The sequence below is a fragment of the Pseudomonas sp. LBUM1678 genome (assembly GCF_059695575.1).
Genome location: NZ_CP166775.1, coordinates 6,778,991 through 6,791,339, shown reverse-complemented (window position 1 = coordinate 6,791,339; position 12,349 = coordinate 6,778,991). Strand labels below are relative to the sequence as shown.

The window sequence follows — 12,349 nt, the reverse complement described above, 5'->3', positions numbered from 1 at the left end:
GGGTTTACGACTGCTGCGCAGCCGAACGCAGCCTCGCGCTGCTCGGCAGCTGCTACAGAGAAAGGGGATTCATGTATTTTTTTGTTCGTCTGGCAGCGGTGCTTGCCGCGTTGATGCTGCTCAACGGTTGCGAGCAACACGACGCGCCGCCACTCGATCAGCAACTCTACGTCTGGCAACGCCAATGGACGTCGGCCCATGACGCCGCCCTGCAAGACAGTCGCGCGGACTTTTCGACCTTGCGGGTGCTGGCCTTACAGGCATTTCCCCAGGCAGGCTGGAGCCGGGCGCGGATTGATCCGGCGCTGCTCAAGCGCGATGGCCGACCGTTGATTGCGGTGATTCGCCTCGATGGCCAGCTCAAGGCGCTGGATCAGGACGACGTCACGGCGCACATCCAGCAAGTGCTCAGTGATTGGCAAGGGCAGGGGCTGACGCTCTCCGGCGTGGAAATCGACCACGATGCCGGTAGCGCTCGGCTACCGGCTTACCGCGAATTTCTTACGCACCTGCGCGCGGTTTTACCCACCTCGTTGCCGTTAAGCATCACCGCATTACCGGCCTGGCTCGACAGCCCTGAATTGCCGGCACTCTTGGCGACCGTCGACAGCAGCGTATTGCAGGTGCACGCGGTGAGTGATCCGCGTCGTGGCTTGTTTGACCCGGAGCAGGCCAGGCAATGGGCCAAGGCCTGGAGCCGTATCACCTCGAAACCCTTTTACCTGGCACTTCCGGCCTATGGCGTGGCCCTGTTGCCGGGGGCCAGTGGTGCACCTGTCGTGGAAAGCGAGGTGCGTGTCGAACGCACCGGCAAACGTCGGGAATTGCTGGCGGACCCCATGCAACTGAGCGCACTCGCCGCCGAGTTGCGCACCGATCCGCCGACGCATCTGGCCGGCCTGATCTGGTTTCGTTTGCCGCTGGCGGGTGATCGCCGGGCCTGGAGCCTGAACACGCTGAGTGCCGTCGCTCGCGGGGATTCGCTCGACAGTCGCTTGAGTTTGAAACTCATCGCGCAAGCCGACCTCTATGACATCAGCGTCAGCAATCAAGGCAACCTCGACAACGCCTGGCCCGAACGCGTAACGCTGGCGGTCCGGGGCTGCGAGGGTGCCGATGCGCTGGCCGGTTATGCGTTGCAACAAAGCCCGGATCTGCTTACCTTCACCCGCTTGCGCGATGGCCGGATACCGGCCGGCGAGCAGCGCGCCATCGGTTGGGCACGCTGCGCACACATTGATCAAGGAGGTTCGAATGTTCACCCGTAACTGGCCCCGCCATTTGCTTTGCCTGAGCCTCAGCCTGCCGCTGGGTTCAGCGCTGGCCTGCGGGCCGGACTTCCCGATGCGCTTGCTGGACAACCGCGACCAATCGCTGGCGGAGCTGCCGGAAGGCAACTTCCAGTTCGAGATCAACCGGCTCGGGCACATGATCGCAGGGCTCAAGAACGTCGAGGCGTCCCCTTACAGCATGGAGGCGACCGACTACGCAGAGCAGCGGGACAAGGCCGAGCAGGCCGGTTTGACGGTGGAGCAGCAAGCCCTGGTCAAACAACTGCGTGCGCTGACTGATGCCCATCAAGTCGACACCCAGGGCGCAAGCCTGCCGGCCGAGCTTCGGTTCTATCTGGCGGGTGCGGTGGCGTTCAACGCCGGTGATCACGCACTGGCCGCCGAATACTTCCAGAAAGTGTTGGCGCTGCCGGCGGATCAACGCGCATTGCGCAGCACTTGGACAGCGTATTCGCTGGGTCGGGCGTTGTTTGCCATGAGCGCCGAAGCAGACGCAACGCCCGACCTGCTGGGGCAGTCGCGAAAGGCTTTTGAGCAGACCCGTCAGCTGAGCATCGACGGCTTCAGCGACCCACTGGAACTCGGTGTCGCCAGCCTCGGCGAAGAAGCCCGCGTGGCGCGCACCGCTGGCGACTGGAACCGCGCCATCGACCTGTACGCCACGCAAAATCGCCACGGCTCGCCGGTGGGTTACACCTCGCTGAAGCTGTTGATGGCGGATCTGCTGGCGATGCCTGAAGATCAGTTGACCGAGTTGCTCAAGGGCAAACCGGTGCAACAACTGGTGACGGCGTCGCTGATCAGTCGCTTGGGCTGGTCATTCGGTGATCAACCGCCGAACGAACTGAAACTGATCAAACTGCTGCAAAGCAGCACGCGCGGCAGCCTGGACAACGCTGACCGCCTGGCGGCGATGAACTACCAACAAGGCGATTACGCCAGCGCCAAGGCGTTCCTTGAACACGCCGGGGACGGCGGTCTGGCGTGGTGGCTGCGGGCGAAACTGGCGCTGCGTGAGGGCGACAAAAACGCAGCGACTGCGGCGTATGCCAAGGCTGCCCAGGCTTTCCCGCAGAATGAGTCGTGGGGCGAGCGACGCACGCCCGACTACGATTTCGAAAGCCTCCAGCCCAAGTGTCGGGTCGAGGGTGAAAGCGCGATTCTGGCGCTGCAACGCGGCGATTACCTGCAAGCGTTCGATCAGCTTTATCGCAGCCAAAGCATTTATTGGTTCGATGCCGCGACCGTTGCCGAGCGCGTGCTGACCGTGGATGAACTCAAGCATTACGTCGACACTCAAGTGCCGGCGCCGCCAGTGCTAAGCCAACAGGATCGCGACAACTACGTGCCGTTGCCGGTGGCGGCGCAACTGCGCAATCTGCTCGGGCGTCGGTTGCTGCGCGAAGAGCGCTACGACGAAGCGCTGGTGTATTTCGACAACCCCGATCTACAGAAAAAAGCCCGGTTGTATGCGCAACAGCGGCAGCTCGCCGATGCGGCGTGGTGGCCGACCAAACGCGCCGCCGCGCTGTTCAATGCAGCCTGGACCGCGCGCGAGTGGGGCATGGACATTCTGGGTTATGAAATGGCCCCGGACTACGCCACGTTTGGCGGCAATTACAGCCTGGAGACGGCACAACTGAAGGTCGGCCCATTGGTGGCCGAAGGTGAGGTCCAGCGCCAGCAAGCCAGCGCTGCGAAGCCTGACGAGCGCTATCACTATCGATTCGTCGCAACGGCCTTGGCCAGTCGCGCCGCCGATAACCTGCCTCACACCAGCCAGGCCTTCGCGGCGGTGTTGTGTGCGGCGGCGGGGTGGAACAGCAGCCTTGAAGACCAAAGTGCGCTGTACCAGCGCTACGTCAAAGAAGGGCCGTACGTGGATTGGGCAGTGGACTTCGGCCACCAGTGCCCGTATCCCGACTTCGAGAATGCCAGCAAACGCTATGTGACCCAGGCGACTGACGCCACCCGTTCGGTTCTGCGGCCCTATAAATGGCCGTTGCAGATCGGTGGTGTTATCGCGGTGACCGCGGTTGCGCTGTTGTTGATCAATCGGCGCCGCCGTCGTAAGGCGCAGTAAGGTTCAGGCCTGTTGAACAAAGGTCAGTCGCACGGCGAAACCGATCAACAGGCTGCCGAACAGCCACTGTTGCAGGCGCTGGGCCGAAGGATTGCGTTGCAGCCAGCGGCCCAGTGCAGCGCCGGCCAAGGCGTAGGCGCTGTCGAAGAGCAAACCAACGCCGACCAGGATCACGCCCAATACGGCAAATTGTGCGAGCACCGGTCCGGCGTGAGGGTTGATGAACTGCGGCAGCAATACCGAGCAGAACAGCAACGCCTTGGGGTTGAGCAGGTTAGTCAGCAAACCGCGCTGGATCGCTTCCTGCCAGCAAGGTTTTTCGAGGGCGGCGTCTGCTCCATTCAGGTTCGGTAACATCGTGGTTCGCAGGCATTGAATGCCGATCCACAGCAGGTACGCGGCCCCTGCCAGGCGCACGTCGAAGGTCCACGGCGCGGCTTTGAACAGCGCCGCCAGCCCCAGCGCGGCCAACGCCACGTGGCAGCCGCGAGCAATGCCCAGACCCACCGCCGTCGCCAATGCCGCGCCTTTGCCCTGACGGGCGCCGGTTTGCAGCAGCAGAATCATGTCCGGGCCGGGCAACAGATACACCACCGCCAGCGCCATGAAAAACAGCCAGAGTCCTTCCACGTTGCACCCCATTCGTTGTCGATTCGGTAGCGCCAGTCTAGGTCTGAAGAGTGGGGCAGGTGCTTGCGTAGTCAGCTTCTAAAGGATGAATAATTGGCATAACCTGCCACTTCGTGACGATGAAACCATCAGGATCTGCCAAACCATGAAACTGGACGCCTACGACCGCAAGATTCTCGCAGCCCTGCAACGGGACGGTCGCCTGAGCAATGTGCAACTGGCCGATGAGATCGGCTTGTCCGCTTCGCCGTGTTTGCGCCGGGTGCGGATGCTGGAGGAGGCCGGGGTGATTCGCGGCTATCAGGCCAATCTTGATCGGGATGAAGTGGGGCTTGGGTTGACGGTGTTTGTCGGGGTCAAGGTGGAGCGCCACAACGATGAACAAGCCGAAGCCTTTCGCCAGGCCGTGACGGCACTGCCCGAGGTGATTTCGGCGTTTCTGGTGTCAGGGGAGTCGGATTTTCTGCTGCAAGTGGTGGTGCCGGATTTGCGCGGGTATGACCGCTTTCTCACGGAGCGATTGCTGAAATTGCCGGGCGTGAGCGACATCCGCAGCAACTTTGCTATTCATACGGTGAAGACACCGGGGGCGTTGCCGTTGGGGCATCTACCAGGTTGAGACCGAGTTGACCGCATCACGAGCAGGCTCACTCCCACAGGGGATTTGTGGCGTTCACAAAACCAGTGTGGGAGTGAGCCTGCTCGCGATAGCGATAGTCCAGACTCCATCACTCTAAGGCTTACATCTGCGTCGCCATCCCCTCAACATTCATCGCCGCCTGACGCAATGCCTCGGACCGCGTCGGATGCGGATGGCATGTCAGCGCAATGTCTTCCGCCGAAGCGCTGAATTCCATTGCCACGCAATACTCGCCAATCATTTCACTGACACTCGGCCCCACAAGGTGCACGCCGAGAATCTCGTCGGTGCGCTCATCGGCCAGCACTTTGGCGAAGCCTTCGGTCTCGTGGTTGATCTTCGCCCGGCTGTTGGCGGTGAAGGGGAATTTGCCGACTTTGTACGCCCGACCTTCAGCCTTGAGCTGCTCTTCAGTCTTGCCGACGCTGGCCAGCTCAGGCTTGGTGTAAATGACGTTGGGAATCAGATCGTAGTTGACCTCGCCCGCCTTGCCGACGATCTGCTCGATGCAGGCCATGGCTTCATCCTCGGCCTTGTGGGCGAGCATCGGCCCGGACGTGACGTCGCCGATCACCCACACGCCCGCAGCTTCGGTGCGGTGCCCCTTGTTGGCGAGCATGCCGCGCTTGTCGGTGGTGAGGCCTACGTTTTCCAGACCCAGACCCTCGGTGTAAGGCCGACGTCCGATGGACACCAGCACGTAATCGGCTTCGAGCAGCTCGGCGGTGCCGCCCGCCGCCGGCTCCACGCTGAGCTGAACGCCATTTGCCGAGGTGGTGGCGCTGGTCACTTTCGAGCTCAACTTGAAGCGGATGCCCTGTTTGCTCAACGAGCGTTGCAGGGTTTTGCCCGCTTCACCGTCCACACCGGGGCAGATTCGGTCGAGAAATTCGACCACGGTCACCTGAGCGCCCAAGCGCCGCCATACCGAGCCCAGTTCCAGGCCGATCACGCCGGCACCGATCACCACCAGGTGCTTCGGCACTTCGGTCAGTGACAACGCGCCGGTGGAGTCGAGGATGCGCTTGTTATCGATCTCGACGCCGGGCAGGGGAGTGGGCTCGGAGCCGGTGGCGATGATGATGTCCTTGGCGCTCAGCTCGGTCTTGCCGCCCTGGCTGTCGGTCACCGTCACTTGGCCCGGCCCGTCGATGTGGCCCCAGCCTTTGATCCAGTCGACTTTGTTTTTGCGAAACAGAAACTCGATGCCCTTGGTCAGCCCGGTCACGCTTTCATCTTTCTGCTTCATCATCTGGGCAAGGTTGAGGGTCGGTTTGACCTCGATCCCCAGGTTGGCGAATTCCGTGCCCATGGCCGCGTCGTAGAGTTCCGAGGCATGCAGAAGTGCCTTGGATGGCATGCATCCGACGTTAAGGCAGGTCCCGCCGAGCGTCGAGCGTCCTTCTACGCACGCCGCTTTCAGGCCCAGCTGACCTGCGCGGATCGCTGCGTTGTAACCGCCGGGGCCACCGCCCAGAATCACGACGTCATAAGTGCTCATGGATGTACTCCTGGACTGAATGGGAATGGGCTGGGTAACCGTAGCCTTTGATTAAAATTACGGACGTAATATGTGCGTTGGTGGCGGTTTCGGTCAAGGCTTCAGCAAGGCGACAGGTTGGGCGTCTTTAGATAGAACGAATTAGTACAAAAATTTCACCGCTTTCGTTATATCGTAACGAACTACGATGTGGCCAATGATAATTACTGGGGTGGTATGCAAGTCGATCTCGAAGTCGATGAAATACAGGTAGCAGGGCTGCCGCGCTTTCAGCAGGCGGTCTTTCAAGGGCGGCGATTGCGTCAGCTCGCCATCGGCCTGAGCGCCTTGGCGGCGGTCGGTCTGGTGCTGGCGTTTTTTGTCGGGCTGTTTGCGCCGCTGTCGCTGTGGGCTCCGTTGCTGGTCAGTCAGAGTGCCGGTTTGCTGGTGCTGATTGCCGGTCTGCAATCGGCGTGGTGGGTGACTCAGTGGCGCGCACAGGCGATGAGCCCGACGGTGCCGGTGGTGGTGGCGGACGACACCGTTGCCCCGGAAGGCTGGTATGAACGGCTGCTGGAGCGACTCAGTCAGCGCTGGGTGCGCATGCTCGGGCAGATCGGCGCGCCAACCCTCTGGCTCGCCGGTTGGGCGCTGTTGACGGTCTTCAGCATCAGTCAGTTCTGGAACCTCGCGTTGCTGCCCGCAGCGTTGGGATTGTCGGCGAGCGTCGGCGCCGCGTTGTCGTTATTGCTCGCCTTCGGTTTGCTCGTGCTTGAGCGTCAGCTCGCCCAGGAAAACATCGCCCAATGGCCTGAAGCGGGGCAGTTGGCGCAACTGAGCCGGGTGCCGATCATTTGCCTGGTGCTCAGCGCTTTGTGTTTGTTGTTCGGCAGCGAAACTTCGGTGTGGCCGGTACGCCTCGCCGTGTTGATCGGCTTGCTGCCAGGGCTGGTCTCGGTCGAGTTGCTGCTACGCGCCGTGCTGTCGCTGTTCAGCCCTCGCCGCGAACAACTTGAACCGACGTTGCTGGCGCGCAGTTTTGTCGCCGAGATGCTGCGTTGGCCGCCACAACCGTTGTTGGCGTTGCAGCACGAACTGCATAACCGCTTCGGCATCGACCTGCGGCAGATTTGGGCCTTCACCTACATGCGCCGGGCGTTTTTGCCGGTGATGGCGGTGGTGGCAATCGTCGGGTGGTCGCTCACCGGCATTCACGAAATACCGCTGCAAGGGCGGGGTATCTACGAGCGTTTCGGCAAACCGGTGGAAGTGTTCGGCCCGGGTTTGCACGCCGGTTTACCGTGGCCGTTGGGCCGGGTGTTGAGCGTTGAAAACGGCGTGGTTCATGAGTTGGCGACCAGCGTTGGCGAAACGTCGGCACCGGTCGTGTTGGAGCCTGCGGAAGGCCCGGCGCCGGCGATTGCCAATCGCTTGTGGGACGCCAGCCATGTGAACGATAAATCCCAGGTCATCGCCAGCAGCCGTGCCGACAAGCAGAGCTTTCAGATCGTTAACATGGACGTACGTTTTGTCTATCGCATCGGTTTGACCGATCAAGCGGCGTTGGCCGCGACGTACAACAGCGCCGATGTACCGACGCTGATTCGCAGCACCGCCAGCCGGATTCTGGTTCATGACTTCGCCTCGCGGACCCTCGATGGTTTGCTCGGCGAAGACAGGGTAGGGCTGGCCGAAGAGATCGGCCGCGCCGTGCAGGCTGATTTGCACAAACTGGACAGCGGCGTGGAAATTCTCGCCACGGTGGTTGAGGCCATTCACCCGCCGGCCGGAGCGGCGAACGCTTATCACGGTGTTCAGGCGGCGCAGATTGGTGCCCAGGCATTGATCTCCCGTGAGCGCGGTGCGGCAGCGGAGGCGACCAATCAGGCGCAATTGCAGGCCAGCATCGCTCGCGATCAAGCCACTGCCAGTGCGCATGAAATTAACTCGACCGCTCAGGCGGCGGATCTGAAATTCACGGCCGAACAAAAAGCGTATGCCAATGCCGGACAGGCGTTCGTGTTGGAACAGTATTTCAGCCAACTGACCCAAGGCCTGGCCAACGCCAAGTTGCTGGTTCTCGATCATCGCCTGGGCGGCAGCAACAATGCGCCGACCATCGACCTACGTACTTTCACGCTGCCGGCCGATCCTGCGTCGCCGCGCAATAGCGCTCAGCCAGGAGCTGCCAATTGAGCCAGTCGTCTACTCACGATCACGATGACCACGCCGGCCACGATCTCGGCCATGGCGGACATCACCACGGTCACCACCACCATCATCACGGTGATCCCCAAGAAGCCGGCCCGTTCCCGTGGCGGCGCATGGGCTGGGCAGCATTGCTCGTGGCATTCGCCATCGCGGCGGCGAGCCTGGTGCAAGTGCGCTCGGGGGAGGCCACGGTGATCACTCGCTTCGGCAATCCATCGCGGGTGTTGCTGGAACCGGGCCTAGGCTGGCGCTGGCCGGCACCGTTTGAAGCGGCCATTCCTGTCGATTTGCGTCTGCGGACCACTTCAAGCGGTTTGCAGGATGTGGGTACGCGCGACGGTTTGCGCATCATTGTTCAGGCGTACGTAGCGTGGCAGGTGCAGGGCGATCCGGACAACGTGCAGCGCTTTATGCGTGCCGTGCAGAATCAGCCGGACGAAGCGGCGCGGCAGATTCGTACGTTTGTGGGGTCGGCACTCGAAACCACCGCGAGCAGTTTTGATCTGGCGAACCTTGTGAACACCGACGCCAATCAGGTTCACATCGCAGATTTCGAGGCGCAGCTGCGCCAGCAGATCGATCAGCAGTTGCTGACCACGTATGGCGTTCGGGTGCTGCAAGTGGGCATCGAGCGTTTGACCCTGCCGTCGGTGACACTCACCGCCACCGTCGATCGTATGCGCGCCGAGCGTGAAACAATTGCCACCGAACGCACCGCCATCGGCAAGCGAGAAGCCGCGCAAATCCGCTCTGCCGCTGAGCGTGATGCGCGCATCGTGCAAGCCGATGCGACGGTGAAGGCCGCTGATATCGAAGCCCAATCCCGCGTCGAAGCCGCGCAGATTTATGGCCGTGCCTACGCCGGTTCACCGCAGCTTTACAACTTGCTGCGCTCCCTCGATACCTTGGGCACGATCGTCACCCCGGGCACCAAACTGATCCTGCGCACCGATGCCGCGCCTTTCCGGGTGTTGGTTGATGGTCCGACGACCCTCGATAACAAGTCCGGGTCGCAGCCATGAAATTAGTTCCACGTGGAACACATGAGTTAAGTAGCCCCTGGATTCAGGCGGGGCGATTGGCTTTTCTGGCGCTGTACGGGGTGACAGTTCTCGCCGCATTGGCCTGGGCATTCTCCAATGTGCGGCAGATCGATCCGCAGAATCGCGCGGTGGTTTTGCACTTTGGCGCGCTGGATCGCATCCAGAATGCCGGGTTGCTATTGGCATGGCCGCGTCCCTTTGAGCAAGTGATTTTGTTGCCGGCAGCCGACCGGGTGATCGAACGTCGAGTGGAGAATCTGCTTCGCAGCGATGCCGCATTGCAGGCTGATCGGTTGGCGTCTTTCGCTACACCGCTGAGCGATGCGCTTGCCGGATCGGGCTATTTGTTGACCGGTGATGCGGGCGTGGTGCAACTCGATGTCCGGGTTTTCTACAAGGTCACCGAACCTTACGCCTTCGTACTTCAAGGTGAGCACGTGCTGCCGGCACTTGATCGGTTGGTTACTCGCAGCGCCGTTGCCCTGACTGCCGCGCGAGACCTGGACACCATTCTGGTGGCGCGCCCCGAGCTGATCGGCACCGACAATCAGGCGGCCGAACGCCGTGAACGCCTACGGGGTGATTTGGTGCAAAACATCAACCAGCGATTGGCCGAGTTGACCGCGACGGGGCAGGGACTGGGTATCGAAGTGTCGCGAGTCGACGTGCAATCGAGTCTGCCCGGCCCGGCGGTTAATGCATTCAATGCGGTGCTGACCGCCAGCCAGCAAGCCGACAAAGCCGTTGCCAATGCGCGTACCGAGGCCGAGAAACTGACCCAGGCGGCCAATGAGCAAGGTGACCGAACGCTGCAAGTCGCCCATGCCCAAGCGAGCGAACGGCTGGCCAAAGCCTCCGCCGATACGGCCACGGTGTTGAGCTTGGCCAAGGCGCAACAACAGGGCACCGACCCGCAAATGTTGTTGCGTATTTACCGTGAGCGGATGCCGAAGATTCTCGGCCAGGCCGGCTCGGTGACGACGGTCAACCCGAAAGACGATTCCCGCCTGATCATTCAGGGAGCAGCACAATGACCGCCCAAACCGCCGCCGCACCGAGCCTGTTGTCCTCGGCTGAACAACGTAGCGCTGCGCGCCAATTGACCCTGGCCATGCTCGCACTTGGCTTGCTCAGCCTCGGTTTGATCTGGCGCTGGATGTCGCCGGAGCAGACGGGCGTCAGTCAATTGCTGTTGGGTTTTGCTTCGTTACTGGTGGCCGTACCGGTGATGCGTTCGGCGTGGTACAGCCTGCGTTATCCCAGCCTGCACGGGATCACCGATCAACTGATCGCCCTCGCCATGCTCGGCGCCTGGGCCACGGGCGATCTGCTGACCGCCGCGCTGCTGCCGATCATCATGATCTTCGGCCACGTACTGGAGGAGCGCAGCGTGATCGGTTCTCAGGAAGCGATTCGCGCCCTTGGCAAACTGACCCGCAGCCACGCACGCAAGGTTCAGGCTGACGGGACTATCGTTGAAGTCGACAACGGCACTCTCAAGCCCGGCGACATTGTGGAAGTGCGTGCAGGTGATCGGGTCCCGGCCGATGGTCGAGTGTTGTCCGGTCAGGCGAGCCTCGACACGGCATCGATTACCGGTGAGTCGGTGCCGATCGAGGCGGGCGTCGGCATGCAGGTCTTCGGGGGGGCAATCAACCTCGACGGTCTGCTGCGCATCGAAGTGACGCGCACCGGCAACGAATCGACCCTCGGTAAAGTCATCGCACTGATGCAAAGCGCCGAGCGCTCGAAGCCACCGATCACGCGTTTGCTCGAACGCTACGCCGGCAGCTACATGGTGCTGGTGTTGCTGTTGGCCGCGGTGACCTGGTTTGTCACCAACGATGCGCAGGCGATGCTCGCGGTACTGGTGGCGGCCTGTCCTTGCGCGTTGGTGCTATCTGCTCCGGCCACGGCGATTGCCGGCGTGGCGGTGGCGGCGCGGCACGGGATTCTGATCCGCAGTTCGGCGTTTCTGGAAGAGTTGGCGGATCTGACTTCGCTGGTGGTCGACAAAACTGGAACCCTGACGTTTGGCACCTTGCGGTTGCAGTCCATCGACAGCCCGCTGGAGGACCGCAGCCACGTGCTGAAACTCGCCGCCAGTCTCGGTTCGGCCAGCAGCCATCCGGTCAGCCGTGCGCTCGCCGGGTTGGTCACTCAGGAACACTTTCTGTTGCTGTCGGACATCCACGAGCGCCAGGGCCTGGGCGTGGTGGCGATGACGGAGCAGGGCGAAGCTGCGCTCGGTCGTCCGGAGTTGTTCGCGCAACTGGGCATCGCCACTTCAGCCGTTCCCGAACACGATGGCCCGATTGCCGGGCTGGCGCTCAATGGTGAATTCCTCGCCTGGCTGTTGCTGGCCGACAGCGTCAAACCTGAGGCGCGATTTGCCTTGAGCGAATTACGTGAGCTGGGTTTGGGTCGTCAGTTGCTGCTAACCGGAGATCGACAAAGCGTGGCGCACACGCTGGCGCGCGATGTCGGCATCAGCGATGTTGAAGCGCAGGCTTTGCCTGAGGACAAACTTAATCGTGTGCTGACAGAAATCGACAACGGTTTCCGGCCGATGGTGGTGGGGGATGGCATCAACGATTCGCTGGCACTCAAGGCCGGTGTCGTGGGCGTGGCCATGGGCGCGGGAGGTGCGGACATAGCACTGGCGTCGGCGGACATTGTGTTGATTGGCAGCGACCTGCGTCGCCTCGGAACCTGTGTTCGGTTGAGTCGCCAATGTCGACAGACCTTGCAGGTCAACGTGATCATCGGCCTGGGCTGGACCCTGGCGATTGTTGCCTTCGCGGCATTCGGCTGGCTCGGTGCCGCAGGGGCGATGATTGCGGCGTTGCTGCATAACCTCAGTACGTTGCTGGTGCTAGGAAACGCGGGGCGTCTGCTGCGTTTTCAGGAACCTTTGTTGAAAATCAAAGACGAGGCTTGAAAGGTTCTATACCAAAGAGATGAGGCAAC

General features: G+C 61.8%; 9 protein-coding genes. 7 read left to right on the top strand and 2 right to left on the bottom strand.

Going from position 1 to position 12,349, the window contains the following annotated elements:
• Window positions 1-71: 71 nt before the first annotated feature.
• Window positions 72-1,268: a DUF3142 domain-containing protein gene (locus ACA070_RS30955; protein WP_497449550.1), complete on the top strand. Its 1,197-nt coding sequence runs from the start codon at window positions 72-74 to the stop codon at window positions 1,266-1,268.
• A complete protein-coding gene (locus tag ACA070_RS30950) occupies window positions 1,255-3,375 on the top strand; it encodes a hypothetical protein (RefSeq protein WP_497449549.1) in 2,121 nt (706 codons plus the stop codon). Before ACA070_RS30955 ends, ACA070_RS30950 begins: the two co-directional genes overlap by 14 nt.
• A gap of 3 nt (window positions 3,376-3,378) precedes the next feature.
• Here ACA070_RS30950 and ACA070_RS30945 read toward each other — a convergent pair whose 3' ends face one another.
• Complete coding sequence (locus ACA070_RS30945; RefSeq protein ID WP_497449548.1) at window positions 3,379-4,005, bottom strand: LysE family translocator; 627 nt, start codon at window positions 4,003-4,005, stop codon at window positions 3,379-3,381.
• 145 nt (window positions 4,006-4,150) lie between these two features.
• Here ACA070_RS30945 and ACA070_RS30940 point away from each other — a divergent pair, with 145 nt between their 5' ends.
• A complete protein-coding gene (locus ACA070_RS30940; RefSeq protein ID WP_461956409.1) occupies window positions 4,151-4,624 on the top strand; it encodes an Lrp/AsnC family transcriptional regulator in 474 nt (157 codons plus the stop codon).
• Between the two features lie 121 nt (window positions 4,625-4,745).
• On the opposite strand, the gene lpdA is transcribed toward ACA070_RS30940, so the two are convergent.
• Window positions 4,746-6,146 (bottom strand): dihydrolipoyl dehydrogenase, encoded by a 1,401-nt coding sequence (gene lpdA, locus ACA070_RS30935; protein ID WP_497449547.1) that lies wholly within the window; start codon window positions 6,144-6,146, stop codon window positions 4,746-4,748.
• Window positions 6,147-6,362: 216 nt separating this feature from the next.
• Here lpdA and hflK (ACA070_RS30930) point away from each other — a divergent pair, with 216 nt between their 5' ends.
• The 4 genes from hflK (ACA070_RS30930) to ACA070_RS30915 are packed head-to-tail and all read left to right on the top strand — an operon-like array spanning window position 6,363 to window position 12,320.
• Entirely contained in the window at window positions 6,363-8,321 is a 1,959-nt protein-coding gene (hflK, locus tag ACA070_RS30930; protein ID WP_497452044.1) for a protease modulator HflK, read from the top strand.
• Complete coding sequence (gene hflC, locus ACA070_RS30925) at window positions 8,318-9,358, top strand: protease modulator HflC (protein ID WP_497449546.1); 1,041 nt, start codon at window positions 8,318-8,320, stop codon at window positions 9,356-9,358. Before hflK (ACA070_RS30930) ends, hflC begins: the two co-directional genes overlap by 4 nt.
• Window positions 9,355-10,413 carry a protease modulator HflK gene (hflK, locus tag ACA070_RS30920; RefSeq protein ID WP_497449545.1) on the top strand — a complete coding sequence of 353 codons (1,059 nt, stop codon included), beginning with the start codon at window positions 9,355-9,357 and terminating at the stop codon, window positions 10,411-10,413. Before hflC ends, hflK (ACA070_RS30920) begins: the two co-directional genes overlap by 4 nt.
• Entirely contained in the window at window positions 10,410-12,320 is a 1,911-nt protein-coding gene (locus ACA070_RS30915) for a cation-translocating P-type ATPase (RefSeq protein WP_497449544.1), read from the top strand. Before hflK (ACA070_RS30920) ends, ACA070_RS30915 begins: the two co-directional genes overlap by 4 nt.
• Window positions 12,321-12,349: the final 29 nt, after the last annotated feature.

Excerpts from the sequence above, each read along its gene's own strand:
- ACA070_RS30955 (WP_497449550.1), top strand. The coding sequence starts at position 72 with ATGTATTTTTTTGTTCGTCTGGCAGCGGTGCTTGCCGCGTTGATGCTG.
- ACA070_RS30950 (WP_497449549.1), top strand. The coding sequence starts at position 1,255 with ATGTTCACCCGTAACTGGCCCCGCCATTTGCTTTGCCTGAGCCTCAGC.
- ACA070_RS30940 (WP_461956409.1), top strand. The coding sequence starts at position 4,151 with ATGAAACTGGACGCCTACGACCGCAAGATTCTCGCAGCCCTGCAACGG.
- lpdA (WP_497449547.1), bottom strand. The coding sequence starts at position 6,146 with ATGAGCACTTATGACGTCGTGATTCTGGGCGGTGGCCCCGGCGGTTAC.
- hflK (WP_497452044.1), top strand. The coding sequence starts at position 6,363 with ATGCAAGTCGATCTCGAAGTCGATGAAATACAGGTAGCAGGGCTGCCG.
- hflK (WP_497449545.1), top strand. The coding sequence starts at position 9,355 with ATGAAATTAGTTCCACGTGGAACACATGAGTTAAGTAGCCCCTGGATT.
- ACA070_RS30915 (WP_497449544.1), top strand. The coding sequence starts at position 10,410 with ATGACCGCCCAAACCGCCGCCGCACCGAGCCTGTTGTCCTCGGCTGAA.